At 39.1% G+C, this 16,464-nt stretch carries 16 protein-coding genes; 8 read left to right on the top strand and 8 right to left on the bottom strand.

From position 1 onward, the window contains the following. Positions 1–170 precede the first annotated feature (170 nt). On the bottom strand, positions 171–488 hold the full coding sequence (locus L0668_RS16340; RefSeq protein WP_235313793.1) for a DUF6471 domain-containing protein: 318 nt from the start codon (positions 486–488) through the stop codon (positions 171–173). Between the two features lie 198 nt (positions 489–686). Here L0668_RS16340 and L0668_RS16335 point away from each other — a divergent pair, with 198 nt between their 5' ends. From L0668_RS16335 to L0668_RS16305, 7 genes are read left to right on the top strand one after another with little or no spacing between them, the layout of a single operon-like run. Beyond that, positions 687–1,076 carry a YjfI family protein gene (locus L0668_RS16335; RefSeq protein WP_235313792.1) on the top strand — a complete coding sequence of 130 codons (390 nt, stop codon included), beginning with the start codon at positions 687–689 and terminating at the stop codon, positions 1,074–1,076. A gap of 28 nt (positions 1,077–1,104) precedes the next feature. Continuing rightward, positions 1,105–1,785, top strand: coding sequence for a PspA/IM30 family protein (locus L0668_RS16330; RefSeq protein WP_235313791.1), 681 nt, complete (start codon positions 1,105–1,107; stop codon positions 1,783–1,785). Positions 1,786–1,815: 30 nt separating this feature from the next. Then, positions 1,816–2,874 (top strand): potassium channel family protein, encoded by a 1,059-nt coding sequence (locus L0668_RS16325; protein WP_370659909.1) that lies wholly within the window; start codon positions 1,816–1,818, stop codon positions 2,872–2,874. Positions 2,875–2,892: 18 nt separating this feature from the next. Next, positions 2,893–3,540 carry a YjfK family protein gene (locus L0668_RS16320; RefSeq protein ID WP_235313789.1) on the top strand — a complete coding sequence of 216 codons (648 nt, stop codon included), beginning with the start codon at positions 2,893–2,895 and terminating at the stop codon, positions 3,538–3,540. Positions 3,541–3,574: 34 nt separating this feature from the next. Beyond that, complete coding sequence (locus L0668_RS16315) at positions 3,575–3,991, top strand: DUF350 domain-containing protein (RefSeq protein ID WP_235313788.1); 417 nt, start codon at positions 3,575–3,577, stop codon at positions 3,989–3,991. A gap of 12 nt (positions 3,992–4,003) precedes the next feature. After that, positions 4,004–4,660: a DUF1190 family protein gene (locus tag L0668_RS16310; protein ID WP_235313787.1), complete on the top strand. Its 657-nt coding sequence runs from the start codon at positions 4,004–4,006 to the stop codon at positions 4,658–4,660. Positions 4,661–4,698: 38 nt separating this feature from the next. Continuing rightward, positions 4,699–5,862, top strand: coding sequence for a glutathionylspermidine synthase family protein (locus tag L0668_RS16305; protein ID WP_235313786.1), 1,164 nt, complete (start codon positions 4,699–4,701; stop codon positions 5,860–5,862). A gap of 297 nt (positions 5,863–6,159) precedes the next feature. Here the strand turns inward: L0668_RS16305 and L0668_RS16300 are convergent, their stop codons facing one another. From L0668_RS16300 to L0668_RS16290, 3 genes are all read right to left on the bottom strand, one after another. Continuing rightward, the gene (locus tag L0668_RS16300; RefSeq protein ID WP_235313785.1) at positions 6,160–6,801 is read right to left on the bottom strand and encodes a substrate-binding periplasmic protein; all 642 of its coding nucleotides are present in this window, start codon (positions 6,799–6,801) and stop codon (positions 6,160–6,162) included. Between the two features lie 241 nt (positions 6,802–7,042). After that, on the bottom strand, positions 7,043–7,876 hold the full coding sequence (locus L0668_RS16295) for a LytR/AlgR family response regulator transcription factor (protein ID WP_235313784.1): 834 nt from the start codon (positions 7,874–7,876) through the stop codon (positions 7,043–7,045). After that, positions 7,869–8,993, bottom strand: a complete 1,125-nt coding sequence (locus L0668_RS16290) for a sensor histidine kinase (RefSeq protein WP_235313783.1) — start codon at positions 8,991–8,993, stop codon at positions 7,869–7,871. Before L0668_RS16290 ends, L0668_RS16295 begins: the two co-directional genes overlap by 8 nt. Before the next feature lie 346 nt (positions 8,994–9,339). Between L0668_RS16290 and putA the strand changes: the two genes are divergently transcribed. Continuing rightward, on the top strand, positions 9,340–13,182 hold the full coding sequence (gene putA / locus L0668_RS16285) for a bifunctional proline dehydrogenase/L-glutamate gamma-semialdehyde dehydrogenase PutA (RefSeq protein ID WP_235313782.1): 3,843 nt from the start codon (positions 9,340–9,342) through the stop codon (positions 13,180–13,182). 88 nt (positions 13,183–13,270) lie between these two features. Here the strand turns inward: putA and fdx are convergent, their stop codons facing one another. From fdx to iscA, 4 genes are all read right to left on the bottom strand, one after another. Further along, positions 13,271–13,609 carry an ISC system 2Fe-2S type ferredoxin gene (gene fdx / locus L0668_RS16280; RefSeq protein ID WP_235313781.1) on the bottom strand — a complete coding sequence of 113 codons (339 nt, stop codon included), beginning with the start codon at positions 13,607–13,609 and terminating at the stop codon, positions 13,271–13,273. A 63-nt stretch (positions 13,610–13,672) separates the two neighbouring features. After that, the gene (gene hscA / locus L0668_RS16275; protein ID WP_235313780.1) at positions 13,673–15,535 is read right to left on the bottom strand and encodes a Fe-S protein assembly chaperone HscA; all 1,863 of its coding nucleotides are present in this window, start codon (positions 15,533–15,535) and stop codon (positions 13,673–13,675) included. Positions 15,536–15,562: 27 nt separating this feature from the next. Beyond that, complete coding sequence (hscB, locus tag L0668_RS16270; RefSeq protein ID WP_235313779.1) at positions 15,563–16,090, bottom strand: co-chaperone HscB; 528 nt, start codon at positions 16,088–16,090, stop codon at positions 15,563–15,565. A gap of 19 nt (positions 16,091–16,109) precedes the next feature. Next, positions 16,110–16,433 (bottom strand): iron-sulfur cluster assembly protein IscA, encoded by a 324-nt coding sequence (gene iscA, locus L0668_RS16265; RefSeq protein WP_235313778.1) that lies wholly within the window; start codon positions 16,431–16,433, stop codon positions 16,110–16,112. Positions 16,434–16,464 lie beyond the last annotated feature (31 nt).

Genomic DNA, 16,464 nt, shown 5'->3' with positions numbered 1-16,464 from the left:
ACATACCAAAGTAGTATTGCGGAAAAAGTCTAGTGGCATATGATTAATTCACAGTTAGATTATTGACGTTTTCTCCCAAACTGTATTTTTGACCCGGAACATTAAATTATGTATCCGGGTTTTTTTATGCTTGTTTAATTTTATGCTTAAAAATAGTCCACTAACAAGCATTACTCTAGTGGACAACCTAAATCGGCAAAGATATCAATAATATCATCTCGTTCAATTCTGCGCATATTTAACACGTACATGATTTGTAACAACAAATCGGCGCCCATTATTCCCTTATTCACCTTATTTCTGAGATTATCAGCACTCTGATGAATTCCGATATGAGCTAAACGGTCACTCAAATCTTGATATTTAGTGCCTCTTTTAGACATTTCAGCCTTTATTATTCGCTGGACTAATTGTCGCCAATCAGCAGAAAGGGTTGTAGAAAGACTGGCATTGTTATCCTTTGCTGTTTTATCATCGTTACTGGACATATTTTTCGATCGCTATATTTACCACAAAATGTGAAGTATAATTTACATTTAAAACATATAAATATCAAATGTTGAAAAAATAAATTGACTTATTAACTTATTACTGACTACACTATGTCTCGAAACATAAACGTAATACATCCATTGTATTACAAATGTGGAGTAACTATTAGTCATTAGCCTTACAGGAGAGAAGCCATGACTTGGGATCTTAACCAACTTGAGACCCTATTAACTGACCATCAAGATTTAGTGGTCACACGTGAAGAGAGCTGCTTATTAGTTGCCAATACCGATGGTATTGATGCTTGGCTTGCTATCAGTGGAGAGCAAATAATTGTTGAATCATTGTTGTTTTCTAAGTCAGAAGTGAAAGATAGCAATGCTTTAAACGAGGAAATTTTAAAAACCCACATGATTTTTCCACTGACTACAGTAGGAATATCGCAAGTAGCGGGTGAAGAGTATTACACCGCATTTGGCTCATTAAGTTCACAGTCAAAAGCAGAAAGTGTAGTGATTGAATTAACCACACTGTTTCAAAATGTTGAGGCATTTTTAGATGCCTACCAAGATCATTTGAAATAGTTATTTTGTAAGATTTAGGAGATAGAATATGTCAGTTTGGAGAAAATTAGTCACTGCTGTAAAAGGCGGAGCAACAGAAGCGGCGCAGTCTGTAGTAGACAGCCAGGCCATTCGTATTCTTGAGCAAGAAATTCGCGAAGCCAAAGACGAGCTACGTAAGTCTGATCACGCCAGAACACAAATTTTGGCGAAATGTAAATTAGCACAGCAAAAAGTAGATAACCTGCAAGCTTCAATTGAGCAATATGAAGCCCATGCCAGAAAAGCAATTGATACAGATCGTCAACTCGCTTTAGATTGTGCTCAAAAGGTAAGCGACTTACGTGCTGAACAAGATGCAGAACAACAGTATCTAGACCAGTTTAAAACCTCTGAAAAACAATTGGCCAGTAATATCAGCCAAGCAAAGTCTAATCTAAAACGTTTAGAGCAGCAGGTTGACATGGTAAAGGCCACTGAATCAGTGCAAAAAGCTCAAGTAGCTGTGTCGTCTCGTCATCTAGGCGCAAATAGTAAAATGAAAACAGCCACTGAATCTTTGTCGCGTATTCAAGAAAAACAAAACTTACGTAATGCTGAATTACAAGCAGCTGAAGAACTGGCCACAGAAGAATCAAGTGATGATTTATCTAAACGTTTAGCTGAAGCTGGGATTGCCGGTGGTACAACTTCTGCTGATGACGAATTAAGCCGTATTTTGGGTAAATAACTGCTAATTATAAAATATTATTAAGGAATGATGATTTATAAATTTCCGAAATTAAGAGCATTGATTACCCGAGTATTTGCTGAGATGCGTTGGTACACTATTGTACTAACGCTTCTTTTTTATGGGGTAAGTAGTTGGGTTCTATTATCAATTGCAGGTGAAACAGCACTCACTCAACCGACAGATTTTATCTATTGGCTGGTAGTAACTGGTTCAACTGTTGGTTATGGTGACTTATCTCCTGTCACAGATACGGGGAAATATCTTGTATCATTTTATATCATCCCACTTGGCTTAACGATATTTGCTTTAGTCTTAGGACGAACGGCAACTTGGGTATCTAACCAATGGCAAAAAGGAGCAAGAGGTTTGAAAAGTTTAGATTTAGAAGATCATATTCTAGTTCTGGGTTGGAATGGCCACCGCACTATTCGTTTACTAAATTTACTTATTAGAGAACGGGCTTCTATCGAAGATGATCCCACCATAGTCTTGTGTGTAAGAGCTGATATCACCAACCCATTGCCCGGCCAAATTGAGTTTGTTAAAGTGGCAACTTTTAGTAATGACGTAGACATGGATAGAGCCTGTGTGGATAAAGCCCGAGTGGTGTTAATGGATAATCCAGAAGATGATCTAACCATGACTACCGCGCTTTATTGCAGCCAACGTAATCCTAATGCACAAATGGTGGCTTACTTTAACGATGAAAGTTTAGTAGGTTTACTGCAAAAGCATTGTCCAAATGTAGAATGTACCCCTAGTGTTGCGGTAGAAATGTTAGCCAAATCAGCTTTTGATCCAGGTTCTAGCTTGTTACACCATGACTTATTAGATGTGTATGATGGTCAAGCGCAATACTCAGTGTCTATTCCCAAGGAGCTAACTCCGATAAAAGTAGAGCGCATATTTGAACACTTGAAACGTCATTATCGCGCGACTTTAATTGGTGTTTCCAAATCAGATACAAAACTTAATATTATGGTTAATCCTGATTTAGATTTAACCCTCTACCCTAACGACAAAATCTTTTATATCGCCGAAAAGAGGATCATGAATATCCGTTGGCAAGAGTTTTTGGAGGCCTAACTGGCCATTGAGGAAAATATGTTTAGTAAATTATTTGGCAAAAAAGAAACAGATAATAAGCCTAAAGCTCCAGAAATCATGGGCTTATATTTAGGTGGTTCATTTGAACTAGACCCACTAAAACTGCGTTTAATAGAACCTGAGCTTGTTATCGAAAAAGCCGCCAGTCAGCATATAATTCAAGCAGTTGGTGAGGTAAATTTAGATACAGGTGGAAAAATATTACGTTTTTACACAGATGATGATGCCTACTTACAAGTTATTTTAGATGGCGGTGATACCGAAAATCATATAACTGATGTGAAACTTTGGTATTTTTATGAAACGAAAACCATAGGCTCTGAAGCTCAATGGAAACAAACCTTAAACTCTGGCGTATCTACCCCGACCTACTCTCTTGAAGGCAATTCATACCAAAGAGTGTGGGATGCGGTAGGTGAAGAATCACCACCTGTCGCCATGACTGAAAAAACCTATGAAGAAGACGGTGATGTAAGCGAAACCGATCAATTTGTGATGTTGTACGAAAGGCACATAAATCAAGATGATACTGAAACGGTTTTAGTCAGCGCTGAAGAAAAATTAATAAATAATAATTTTGATCGTTGCTTAGTAGTTAGTACAGGCTTTAATATCGGTCAAGCAGATATCACAATAAATGGGTAATCTCATTTAGCTCATTCTACCAAAAGGATTAATAATGGACGCCATTTTACTTTCAATCGCGGGCTTAACTAACTTTGCCTTGTATTTTGCAGTATCAATTGTCTTATTGTTTATATTTAAAATTGTCTATGCTTTTGTCACGCCACATGATGAGTGGAAGTTAGTCAAAGAAGACAAAAATCAAGCCGCTGCCATAGGTTTTGGCGGGGCTATTGTTGGTTTTAGTATTGCTCTAGCAGGAGCGGTATCTAATTCTGAATCACTCGTTGATTTTGTGGTTTGGGGCGTGGTAGCCATCATCGCCCAATCACTGGCATTTGCATTATTACGTTTTACCTTTATGCCCAAAATTGCCGAAAGAATTGATCAAAACGAAGTGTCTGCCGGAACGATATTAGCATCTATGTCTATAGCTGTGGGTTTGTTAAATGCCGCTTGTATGAGCTACTAGGAGGAAGGTCATATGCCAACCGATTTAAGTAAAACAAGAAGTAAAAACACCAGCAGTGAACAGACTGCCAGTAAACGAAGCCGCTCAATCAATATTGACAGTATGCGTAAGGGTTTTAGTGTAAAACCTTTAGCTTTGGGTATTACAGCAATCTTTTTATCCTCTTGTGGCGATAAAGAAAAAGCCGAAGTATTTACTAGTCCTGAAGATTGCACTAACGCCAATCCAGAGTATGCCCAGCAATGTAAGCTAGCCTACGAAGAGGCACTAGCAGAAGCGCAGCGAACTGGCCCAAAATACAACTCACAAAGAGATTGTGAAAGTGAATTTGGCAACAACCAATGTCATGCCGTCAACAATAGCTCAGGCTCTTTTTTCATGCCATTTATGGCCGGTTACATGTTAAGTAACCTGATGTCTCCTAGGGGATATAACTATCAGCCAATGTTTACCTCCTATTCTCGTTATTCCCCGTACAGAAATAGATGGATAGGAGCTGACGGATATGACTTTGGCGACTATCGCCGACGTTCTATGCATGTGAGTAAAGATTCTTTTAAACCTAAACCCACGGTGAATAAAACTATGAAACGTGGCGGGTTTGGTAGTAGTGTCAGAGCTAAATCTAGCTGGGGTAGCAGCAGTAAAAAAGGTGGTTGGGGCGGGTAAGCTCCATCTACTATTCCTGACAATAAATCTCCTAGATAATGCTAAGAATTAATATAAAAGAGCGGGAAAATTGGCAGCGTAAAGCGGCTGATTTTGGCTTTAAATTTCACACTATGTACGGTGAAACCTATTGGGATGAAACCGCTTATTATCAATTTTCTTTACAACAAATTGAACAAGACTTAGAAGATCCCACAGTCGAAATACATCAAATGTGTTTAGAGGTAGTAGACAAGGTGGTTCAGTCTGAACAACTGTTAGAAAAATTCCAGATCCCCGCTGATTTTTGGCAATTAATTGCAGACTCATGGAAACACAAACAACCCAGTCTTTATTCACGTTTAGACTTTGCTTATCACGGTAAAGGACCAGCAAAGTTATACGAAAACAACGCTGATACTCCCACATCACTGTACGAAAGTGGTTTTTGGCAATGGTTATGGTTGGAAGAACAAGTTAACGCTGCAAAACTGCCCAAACAATCAGACCAATTTAATTCACTGCAAGAAAAGTTAGTGCACCGATTAGCGGCCATAGCAAAACACTATGGTATTGAGCATATGCATTTTGCATGTTGCCAAGATACCGAAGAAGACAGAGGCACAGTTCAATATTTACAGGACTGCGCAAAAGAATCAGGCTTATTAAATGACTTTGTGTTTATTGAAGATATAGGCTTAAGTGATTGTGGCAGTTTTAGCGACTTAAAAGACAACCGAATAGAAACATTATTTAAACTTTACCCTTGGGAGTTTATGCAAAGAGAAGAGTTTGGCCAAGCCATTCAAGACGCCGGAGTCAATTGGATAGAGCCAATCTGGAAATCTGTTTTATCTAATAAAGCCTTAATGCCTATGTTATGGAAAATGTTTCCTAACCACCCCAACTTATTAGCCGCTTACTTTGAAGATGAATTAACTAAAGCCCGTGAAACGAAACTAGTTAAAAAACCCATTTTTTCTCGAGAAGGGGCCAATATCAGTATAATAGAACAAGGAAAAACAGTAGTGCAAGGTGATGGCCCATACGGTGAAGAAGGATTTATCTATCAGGATTTTTACCCCCTACCGCAATTTGGTAATAACCATACATTAATTGGTTCATGGCTAGTCAACGACCAAGCGGCAGGTATTTCCATGCGAGAGGACTCATCACTTATTACCCAAGACTCTAGCCGCTTTTTACCGCATATTTGTATTTAGCTTTAAAAGATAATCAAGACTGCCTAGCCTCAATAATTCTAGCCACAGCATCGCTATAATTTCGACTCACTTTTAATTTAACCTGCCCGCCTAAGTCGAGCATACTTTAGTAACTTAGCATTTTTTCAACATTAGTACGCGCAGGGACTACAAAAACTAAACCCTACTCAATTAACAGCCACAGGTGTTTTATGACTAAAGCCATGCGACAGGTCTAAGCCCTTTTAAATTCTGGCGTAGGGGCCAATCATAAATAATGAATGGTTTTAAATAGGTACGATTACTGGATAGCATAAATTACCAAGGCGTCGCCTTGTTATATTTATCCTCCACAGCTTGGTAAGTAGAAATATGTAGTGATTGCGATCCTAGCCATATTTTTTCAGCCAACTCAGTATGAGTTTGATAAAACTGGTTAGATATCATTAGGTAATATGCTTTATTTTGAACGGGCTCTGCAAGGCGTTTGATACTAGGGTGGGCATATTTATAACCATTATTAACGTTTGTAATAACAGCAGAAACTCGTTTTTTTAATAACATACCAAATGCATGCTCAGCATTAGGCAACTCCAAAACATCAATATTAAGTCGGTTTAATAAGTTTTTTACTGAAGCCCCTGTTTCAATTGCAACAGGCATTTTACCTAACTCTACAAACTTGCCTTTTTTCCACTGCACTTGGTCTGTACTATTTACAAATGCATGATAAGTATCATATTTAAGCCTTTTACTAATATCAATTTCTCCCTCTGTAAAAGGGTATTTCCCATACTTTTCACGGGCTTTTTGGTAACTGACAGCATTTATTAAATCAACCTCTCCATTTTGCAATAAAATTAAGCACCTTGGAAACGGAGCTCTCACCCATTCAACCTTTAGAGACAATCTATTTGAAATAACGTTAAATAATTCAATATTTAAACCAGGAGAGTCCATAGTCTCTTCGCCTGGTTTTCTCCACAACGGAAACAACTCAGAATCGATAACACAGGTGCTAATGACGGGTTGAGATACCGCAAAATTATTACAGCTAAAAAAGAAAACACCACAAAAACAAACTACATAGGAAAAATATGAACAAAACCTCGATATTTCCATAAAGCTCTCAAATCAATAAACTTTTATATAAAGTCTAGCCCAAATTAAATGTTTTAAAAATGAATTACATGAACAAGGCTCAAGACTGCCTAGCCTCAATAATTCTAGCCACAGCATCGCTATAATTTCGACTCACTTTTAATTTAACCTCCCCTCCTAAGTCGAGCATACTTTCGTTATTACGCAAAGTTTGAATGCTTTTCACTCTATGAACATTAACCAAGGTTGATTTATGTATACGGCTAAACATTTTTCCGTCCAATTCACTTTCTAGGCTTTTCATTGTCACTCTAACAATAAAGTTTTCTGCCGCCGTATGAATGCACATATAATCACCGGCAGCGTCTATCCAATCTATATCTTTGACTGGCACAAAAACCTTTTCATTGTCTGCATTTTTAATCACTAGTTCTTGTCGAAAACTACAGGGTAAAGGCTGTTGAGGGTTTTCAAGCCATTCTTCGAGCTCTGAAATAGCGATACCAGAAGTTTCACCCAAAGCTTTGAGTAAACGGTATTTTTCTAGCTCTCTATTTTGTGGCAGCAGGCGCTCTCTAATTCTTTCCATAGTTTTTTGTAAACGACCTAGATTAGCCGGCTTCATAACATAATCAATAGCGTTTAACTCAAAAGCGTCGAGGGCATATTCACTATAAGCACTAACAAACACGATTAGCGGCATAATATCTGATTGTAACACTTGCACTACTTCTAAACCGTTTAATCCAGGCAAGCGTAAATCTAAAAATAACACGTCGGGTTGTAATTGATGACACAATTTTATGGCTTGATCACCATCAGTTGCTTCACCAATCACCTTCACATCTGAAATATTTTCTAATCGCAAACGTAAGCCCTCAATTGCTAAAGGTTCGTCGTCTACTATGATGGCGGATATTAATTTATCAGGCATTCGCTACCACTTTTTGAAAAGGAAAAACAATGCGTACTTTAGTACCGTATGTGCTGTTACTAATTTTAAGCTCGCATTCATGATTAAACAAGGTATCCAATCTTTCTTTAGTGTTAGCTAATCCAATGCCAAAACCTTTGGCAACTCCACTGTTGTCTCCTTGTCCATCGTCAGATACTACAATTTCTATCTGTGCATTTTTCACTTTTGCAGATAACAAAATATAGCCATCAGATTTCCGCGTTTCGATACCATATTTAATCGCATTTTCGACTATAGGTTGTAAAAATAAAGTGGGCACTTCAGCTAATAAAGCTCGAGGTTCAATGTCCATAGATATGTTCAAGCGACGACCAAAACGCACTTTTTCAATGGATAAATATAAATCTAAAAGTTCAATTTCTTTACGTAAAGAGCTTTTAGGTGCCGACTTTTCGTCTAAAGAATATCGAAAAAATGCGCACAATTTATCTAACATTTCTCCAGCGACTTCATTATCTTTTTTATAAATTAGGGTGGAAATGGCGTTCATAGTATTGAACATAAAATGAGGGTTAAGTTGGTAACGTAACATTTGTAACTGCGCATCTTTTGCAGACGTTTGAGCACGCAATAACATTTCATGTTCTTTTTGCAGCTTTACGTTGTACAACATAATAAAAAATATGCCAGTCCAAACAAACATAGTAGATAAGGAAAACAGAAACCATCCACCAAACTCCAGCATACTCCATTGTTCATACCAAGCTTGATTATAAACAACTGTTTTATATGAAGATAACTTAATCACGTTAAATAAAACACCAATAATTCCAGCACTTACAAAACTTAAAAACAAGGTTTGTCTAAGAGGTAAATGAACTATTCTTTTAATGATAGTCCATTGGAAATAGCTAAGAATAAAACCACTTGTAACTTCTATTCCCAAATTAGTCATTTGCCCTGACAGATTAAAATCTACTCGATCAAATTGAGGCCGAATAACGGCCATAAATACCACAATGGCATAACCAATCCAGCCACTAATCTGTAGAGACCAAAATTGTAGGCTATGTTTAGCAAATGCTTGTTCACCTAATTCGAGTGTTCCTTGTTCTTGGTGGTTTTCAATTAACATAAAGCTCGAAATTCAATCTATAGATTAAGCTAAGGTATTACAAATCTGGAATCGACGCACGTTTTTGCGATAACCCGAAACAAAACCTAGGTAAAAATAAATTTCGTTGTTCAAGATAGGTAAATCTATGTTAGAAATGATACATGCAAGTTTAGGTCAGAATGAACAACAAAATGTTCTACTGAAATAAGCTCTATTAGCAGCATAAAACACGAAAATTAACGGATTTTGAACAACATATTTTGTTTGGTTTTGACTACAATCCGCAGAAATCTATAGTATAGCGACGACCTGTATAGCTAAATCAGCATAGTATTAAGTTGCGAATTTGACCTAAGAGAAATATATGTTATTTAATGGTTCACTCATCACTCATTGCCCTATTCGACAGAAGATCCGTGATTTTTACCGTATCGACGAGAATATAGCGGTAGATCACATCCTGCCTTTAGCTGAAGTCAATGTAAGCGCCCGCAGTCGTGCTTGGGAAAGATCGCGAAAAATGGTCTTGAAAATTCGTCAAGATCAAGAAGGTAATGGCGCAATAGATTCTTTACTAAACGAATACTCACTCTCAAGTGAAGAGGGTGTGGTGTTAATGTGTTTAGCCGAAGCATTATTACGTGTACCTGATCAACATACTCAAGACACCTTGATTCGCGACAAAATCTCCCAAGGTCAATGGAGCAGCCACTTAGGTAGTAGCGATTCACTGTTTGTGAATGCATCTTCATGGGGTTTGTTAATCACCGGAGCCATGGTCAACTACGCGGATAAACGCCAACAAGATAAATTTGGTTTATTGAAAAAAACTATAGGTCGATTAGGTGAACCTGTTATACGTAAATCAATGAATTACGCCATGAAAATCATGGGTAATCAATTTGTAATGGGCGAAACTATCAAAGCCGCCACCGAACGTGCCGCCACCAAAGAACAAAAAGGCTATGTATATTCATACGATATGCTGGGTGAAGGTGCCCGTACTATGGATGACGCAGATCGATATTTAAAATCTTATCAAGATGCTATCAAGGCCATTGGCGCAGTCGCTCAAGCATCTGGTAAAAATGACCCGCGCAGAGTACCTGGCATTTCAGTCAAACTTTCGGCAATTCACCCAAGGTACGAATTTTCGCATAAAGCTCGAGTCATGAACGAAATAGTGCCCAAATTAAAAGCCCTCTGCCTACAAGCAAAAAGTTTTAATATTGGGTTAACGGTTGACGCCGAAGAATCTGAACGACTAGACATTTCTTTGGATATTATTGAAGCTGTATTTAGCGATCCTGAACTTGCAGATTGGCAAGGGTTTGGTATCGCCATGCAGGCCTATCAAAAGCGCGCCATTTTTGTGGTGGAGTGGTTGCGCCAACTTACCCTAAACGTCAATCGAAAAATGATGGTGCGTTTAGTTAAAGGTGCTTATTGGGATACTGAAATAAAGAATGCTCAAAAAGATGGTCATCAGCATTTTCCGGTGTTTACCCGCAAGTCATCTACAGATGTGTCTTATCACGCATGTGCAAATAAGCTGTTAGCTTATCGTGATACTATCTATCCACAATTTGCCACCCATAATGCCTACACAGCTGCCACAATAGTTGAGTTGGCTGGTGATGATAAAGAAGGTTTTGAGTTCCAATGTTTGCACGGTATGGGAGACTCGTTATACGATCAAATAGTCACCGCCGAAAAAATCCAATGCCGCATCTACGCACCTGTAGGACATCATGAAGATCTACTCGCTTATTTGGTCCGTAGATTATTAGAAAATGGCGCTAACTCATCTTTTGTGAATGCCATAGTAGATGAATCTCAACCAGTTGAATATCTGCTAGAAGATCCCGTTGAGAAAACCCAACGCCTTAAAGACAAATATAATTATCAAATCATTAAACCACTGGATTTATACCGCAAAGAAACTGTCACTCTTGCTGGAAATGTTGACAGTAGGGACAACTCCAAAGGATTAGATTTAACTGACATAAATGAAATCACACCGTTAAAAATGGCTTTAGACAGCTGGTTTACCGAGCATCAATTCAGTATTACAGAGTTACCCACTGGTGCCATTGCAGTTAAAAATCCAGCCAACCATAATGAAATCATTGGTTTTACACAGTATCACGATAAAAATGCTATGTTAGCTATGATTGATACGGCCGAAGCAAGCTTTGACTCTTGGTCTCAAACCCCTGTGGCTGAGCGAGCGGCTTTATTGTGTAGGGTTGCCGATATTCTAGAACGTCATACAGACGAACTCATTGCATTATGTATTAAAGAAGCCGGCAAAATCGCCCAAGATGGCATTGATGAAGTACGAGAAGCCGTCGATTTTTGCCGTTATTACGCACAACACGCAATTAAGTTAGAAGAAGATCCACGCTTAGAAGCCCGTGGCGTGGTGTTATGTATCAGCCCTTGGAATTTCCCACTAGCCATATTTTTAGGCCAAGTAGCCGCAGCGATTGTCACGGGAAATACAGTATTAGCCAAACCAGCTGAACAAACTAGTTTAATAGCCATACGTGCCATTGAACTAATGAAATCAGTGGGTCTACCAGAAGGTGTGGTGCAGGCTGTAATTGCAGAAGGTAGCCAAGTGGGTGAAGTGATTGTTCCTGATCCTCGTATTCAAACGGTTATGTTTACGGGATCGACCGCCACAGGCACCAAGATCTCACAAATATTGGCTGATAGAGGGGGAGATCAAGTCCCACTCATAGCCGAAACAGGTGGCCAAAATTGTATGATAGTTGACTCTACAGCCTTGCCTGAACAGGTAGTAGACGACGTTATATCTTCAGGTTTTCAATCTGCGGGACAACGCTGCTCTGCACTTAGAGTATTGTTTTTACAAGAAGATATTGCCGACAATGTGACCACTATGCTCAAAGGTGCATTAGCTGAATTACATGTAGGTGACCCAGCCTACCTAAGCACAGATGTAGGTCCTGTCATAGATCAAAAAGCCTTAGATTCGCTTAATGCACATAGCGAATATATGCAAACTCACGGGCAATTATTGTATCAATGCGCGATAGCTTCTGAGGTAACAGACGAAGGGCATTTCTTTTTTGCCCCAAGGCTGTATGAAATTCAAGATATCAAGGTATTAAAGCAAGAAGTATTTGGCCCCTGTGTTCACGTAGTGCGATTTAAAGGTAATCAAATAGAGCAAGTGATTGATACTATTAATAGTACTGGCTTTGGTTTAACTATGGGCATACATACTCGAATCGAACACAGGGCAATGGAGCTGGCTAAATTATCACGGGCCGGTAATGTCTATATCAACCGCAACATGATTGGCGCTATTGTTGGCGTACAGCCTTTTGGCGGCAGAGGTTTATCAGGAACTGGCCCTAAAGCTGGCGGCCCCAATTATTTAACTCGTTTAGTTAAAGAAAAAGCTACCCCAGATGAAGACTTATTTAACTTATCTGCCTCACAGGTTGAAGCACTAAGTGGTGATCAGCAATCTGAAAAAGAAGCCTCAATTTTTATGGATAATGCTAATACAGCAGAAAGAAATTGGCGCTTAACTGAGCTCAATACTCGTATATCATGTGTTCGTCAATTGTTGGCTAAGATAGCCCATGTGGGCATAGTTGACGATCTAGCCGATGATTTAAATAAAACCCTAACCGCAGCTCGTGCGCAACTGATCAGTATTGAAAAACGCTTAAAGAAACCGACATTTTTACCTGGGCCTACGGGAGAATCTAATACTCTTTATTTAGAAAATCGTGGCAATATTATCTGTTTTGCTGATGGTAAGGTCAGTTTTGATTTTTGGGTCATTTCAATAGTGACAGCATTAGCCACGGGTAATACTGTTATTGCTGTAGTATCTGACGTTTTTTATGATGAGGCATTAGCCTTTAGAGATAAGTTTATTGCCACTGGCGAAGATAAACATGTTTTTCAAGTCGCTCGTTTACGTCACTTATCCAGCATGTTGCAGCACCCTGCCCTAGACGGCGTGGTAGTGGATAGTCTTTGTGAACGTAAACATTATATGAGTGATGAATTAGCCAAACGTCCAGGCGCAATATTACCGGTGATAAGCTCTGAATATTTTGATAACTTAATTCAACGTTTAGTTACAGAAAAAACCATTAGCATAGACACCACAGCATCAGGTGGAAACACTTCTTTGATGACACTAGTAGAAGAAGATTAATAAAAATCAGCTATTGCTAGCAAGTACAAAAAAAGGGTAATAACCTTGCGGTTATTACCCTTTTTTTTAAATCATCAAGCGGAAGGTACTAATGCCCTTCGCTGACCATATTCACTGTGTATTTTGGAATTTCCACAACTAAATCTTCGTCTTGCACTATGGCTTGGCAACCAAGGCGTGAGTCAGGTTCTAAACCCCAGGCTTTGTCTAACATATCCTCTTCTAACTCATCACCTTCTTCTAAAGAGTCCATGCCTTCACGAATAATCACGTGGCAAGTAGTACAGGCACATACTTTTTCACAAGCATGTTCAATACCGATGCCATTTTTTAACGCTACATCTAATACCGAAGTACCTTTTTCGCCTTCTAATACCGCGCCATCTGGACACAATTCTTCATGGGGTAAAAAGATGATTTGTGGCATAACTTGTTCCTAATATTCTGTAAATTTTGTTTGATTTAAAGTTAGTCGGCTAAATATAGACAACTATATCTGTTCGACAGATTGGCCAGAAAATGCCTTTCGAATGGACTGATCCATCCTGCGTTCGGCGAAGACTTGGCTGAGTTTATCCACTTTTTCAATGCCCGCTTTAATGGCTTCTTTGTCAGAACCTTTAGCTAACTCTTGTAGTTCTGTTAAGCCCGTTTCAATGGCTTGTTTTTCATCAGCTGATAACAAGGCAGCAGCATCGGCGTTTAACGCAGCCTGCAGGGTTTCATGTACTCTAGCGGCTTCAACTTGTTGTTCTTTTAACATACGGGCTTGCATATCTTGTTCTGCATTTTGCATGGAAGCTTTAAGCATGTCAGCAATTTGATGATCTTCTAAACCATAAGACGGCTTAACTTGGATTTGCGCTTGTACCCCAGTGGATTTTTCCATGGCGCTGACATTGAGTAAACCGTCTGCATCCACTTGAAAAGTCACACGAATATGGGCAGCACCTGCGGCCATGGGCGGAATCCCTCTTAAGGTGAACTTGGCTAATGAACGACAGTCTTGTACCAGCTCTCTTTCACCTTGAACCACATGCACCATCATAGCCGTTTGACCATCTTTAAAGGTGGTAAACTCTTGCGCTTTAGCAATAGGGATAGTGGTATTGCGCGGAATGACTTTTTCGCTCAACCCCCCCATGGTTTCTATACCTAACGAAAGCGGTAAAACGTCCAATAACAACATGTCGCTATCGGGCTTATTACCAGCCAGAATATCCGCTTGAATTGCTGCGCCTATGGCCACAACTTTATCAGGGTCGATAGAGGTGAGCGGCGAAGTTTCGAAAAACTCACCGACTTGTTGGCACACATAAGGTACACGGGTTGAACCACCTACCATGACTACTTCTAGAATATCTTGTTTAGATAATTCCGCATCTTTTAAGGCACGACGACACGCTCGCAAAGTATTCTTAACTAATGGCGCTATGAGTTTTTCAAAATGGTTGATCGTGATTAATACTTTGTGGCTTTGTTTATTGTCATCTTCAAAGCTTAGATTAGCCACTGATTCGTGACTTAAGGTTTCTTTGGCTTCTTTAGCCAGATCTAACAAAGTACGATGCAAGTTTTTCGACAAATCACCGGTTAACTGAGTTTGCTGACGAATGTAATCTACCAGCACGGCATCAAAGTCATCGCCACCTAAGGCTGAATCCCCGCCGGTAGACAAGACTTCGAATACCCCTTTGGATAAACGTAAAATTGAAATGTCAAAGGTACCACCACCTAAGTCATAAACAGCAATTATGCCCTCTTGACCTGAATCTAAACCATAAGCGATGGCCGCCGCTGTCGGTTCATTTAATAATCTCAATACATTTAAACCAGCTAACGTAGCAGCATCTTTAGTACCTTGCCTTTGACTATCATCAAAGTAGGCAGGCACAGTCACTACAGCGCCTTTTAGTTCATCACCCAAAGTACTTTCTGCACGTAGTTTTAACACTTTTAAAATTTCAGCTGAAACTTGTACTGGATTCACTTCACCAGACACTACTTGCATCACAGGTGAGTCAGATTCAGTAAATTGATAAGGTAAATTTGGATATTTGGCTTTGATGTCGGTAGTGGAACGCCCTAAGAAACGTTTAACCGAGCTAATAGTATTGGCAGGATCTTGGCTAGCCTGTTTTTTAGCTTCTTCGCCAACAACTGCACCTTGGGACGTATAATGCACCACTGACGGTAAGATATGTTGTCCAATATCATCTGGTAAAGTGGTCGTCGCTCCACTTCGTACTGTCGCCACTAAAGAGTTAGTGGTGCCTAAATCAATACCAACGGCTAGTTTACGCTGATGAGGTACGGCGCTTTGGCCCGGTTCTGCTATTTGCAATAATGCCATGTTTTAATTAGTTCTTTATTTATGTGGTTAAAAATCGCTGAGAGCTTCTTCTTTTAGCTCAATTTCAGCACACATTTTATATAAAAATTTTAACTTGCGGATCAAGTCAGCTGCTTGTTGATTAGCTTGTTCGGTTTGTTGATCTAATAAGCTTTTAAGTTCAACCAGCTCACTTGTTATCTCTTTACGAATTTCATCATCTAACAATTCTAATTCATCAAGAGGTTCAGCTTGCTCTTCCACTTCTGATAATTGCTCACGCCATTCCATTTGCTGCATCAAAAAACTGGTGTCTTTTATGGTTTGTTGTTCGTGTTGTAAATCAACACCGCGCAATTGCAATATATATTCAGCTCTTAGTAACGGAGACTTCAGCATGTTATATGCATCATTAACTAAAGCATTTTTTTGGATCGCCAGTAATTTTTCTTGTTGGCTGCCACTGGCAAACTTATCGGGATGAGTGAGACGTTGTAGAGTTTGATAAGTACTAGAAACCTGAGTTAGATCAATATCGAAAGACACCTTCAGGTTAAATAATTCAAAGTGATTCATTGGTAGTTAAACAACAGGCTTAAACATTAAAACTTTCACCACAACCACATTCGCCATTGGCGTTAGGGTTGGTGAATTGAAAACCTTCGTTTAATCCTTCTTTAGTGAAATCTAGATGTGTGCCATCTAGATACACTAAACTTTTACCATCAATAATGACTTTAATGCCTTTATCTTCGAATACTTGATCGTCTTCATTCATTTCGTCAACAAATTCAAGTACATAGGCGAGTCCAGAACAACCAGTGGTTTTAACACCCAAGCGCAAACCTATGCCAGCCCCTCGATTTTCTAAAAAGGTACGTGCTCTTTGCGCTGCGCTGTCAGATACTGATATTCCCACTGGTTACTCCTACTACTAAACTAAATTTTAC

It is taken from the genome of Paraglaciecola algarum, assembly GCF_021532655.1.
GTDB classification, from domain to species: domain Bacteria; phylum Pseudomonadota; class Gammaproteobacteria; order Enterobacterales; family Alteromonadaceae; genus Paraglaciecola; species Paraglaciecola algarum.
The sequence above is the reverse complement of the archived record's forward strand: the minus strand, read 5'-3'. Positions and strand labels throughout refer to the sequence as shown.

What these genes read in the sequence shown, in the direction of transcription:
- L0668_RS16340 (WP_235313793.1), bottom strand. Translation starts at nt 488, where the DNA reads ATGTCCAGTAACGATGATAAAACAGCAAAGGATAACAATGCCAGTCTT.
- L0668_RS16335 (WP_235313792.1), top strand. Translation starts at nt 687, where the DNA reads ATGACTTGGGATCTTAACCAACTTGAGACCCTATTAACTGACCATCAA.
- L0668_RS16330 (WP_235313791.1), top strand. Translation starts at nt 1,105, where the DNA reads ATGTCAGTTTGGAGAAAATTAGTCACTGCTGTAAAAGGCGGAGCAACA.
- L0668_RS16325 (WP_370659909.1), top strand. Translation starts at nt 1,816, where the DNA reads ATGATTTATAAATTTCCGAAATTAAGAGCATTGATTACCCGAGTATTT.
- L0668_RS16320 (WP_235313789.1), top strand. Translation starts at nt 2,893, where the DNA reads ATGTTTAGTAAATTATTTGGCAAAAAAGAAACAGATAATAAGCCTAAA.
- L0668_RS16315 (WP_235313788.1), top strand. Translation starts at nt 3,575, where the DNA reads ATGGACGCCATTTTACTTTCAATCGCGGGCTTAACTAACTTTGCCTTG.
- L0668_RS16310 (WP_235313787.1), top strand. Translation starts at nt 4,004, where the DNA reads ATGCCAACCGATTTAAGTAAAACAAGAAGTAAAAACACCAGCAGTGAA.
- L0668_RS16305 (WP_235313786.1), top strand. Translation starts at nt 4,699, where the DNA reads ATGCTAAGAATTAATATAAAAGAGCGGGAAAATTGGCAGCGTAAAGCG.
- L0668_RS16300 (WP_235313785.1), bottom strand. Translation starts at nt 6,801, where the DNA reads ATGGACTCTCCTGGTTTAAATATTGAATTATTTAACGTTATTTCAAAT.
- L0668_RS16295 (WP_235313784.1), bottom strand. Translation starts at nt 7,876, where the DNA reads ATGCCTGATAAATTAATATCCGCCATCATAGTAGACGACGAACCTTTA.
- L0668_RS16290 (WP_235313783.1), bottom strand. Translation starts at nt 8,993, where the DNA reads ATGTTAATTGAAAACCACCAAGAACAAGGAACACTCGAATTAGGTGAA.
- putA (WP_235313782.1), top strand. Translation starts at nt 9,340, where the DNA reads ATGTTATTTAATGGTTCACTCATCACTCATTGCCCTATTCGACAGAAG.
- fdx (WP_235313781.1), bottom strand. Translation starts at nt 13,609, where the DNA reads ATGCCACAAATCATCTTTTTACCCCATGAAGAATTGTGTCCAGATGGC.
- hscA (WP_235313780.1), bottom strand. Translation starts at nt 15,535, where the DNA reads ATGGCATTATTGCAAATAGCAGAACCGGGCCAAAGCGCCGTACCTCAT.
- hscB (WP_235313779.1), bottom strand. Translation starts at nt 16,090, where the DNA reads ATGAATCACTTTGAATTATTTAACCTGAAGGTGTCTTTCGATATTGAT.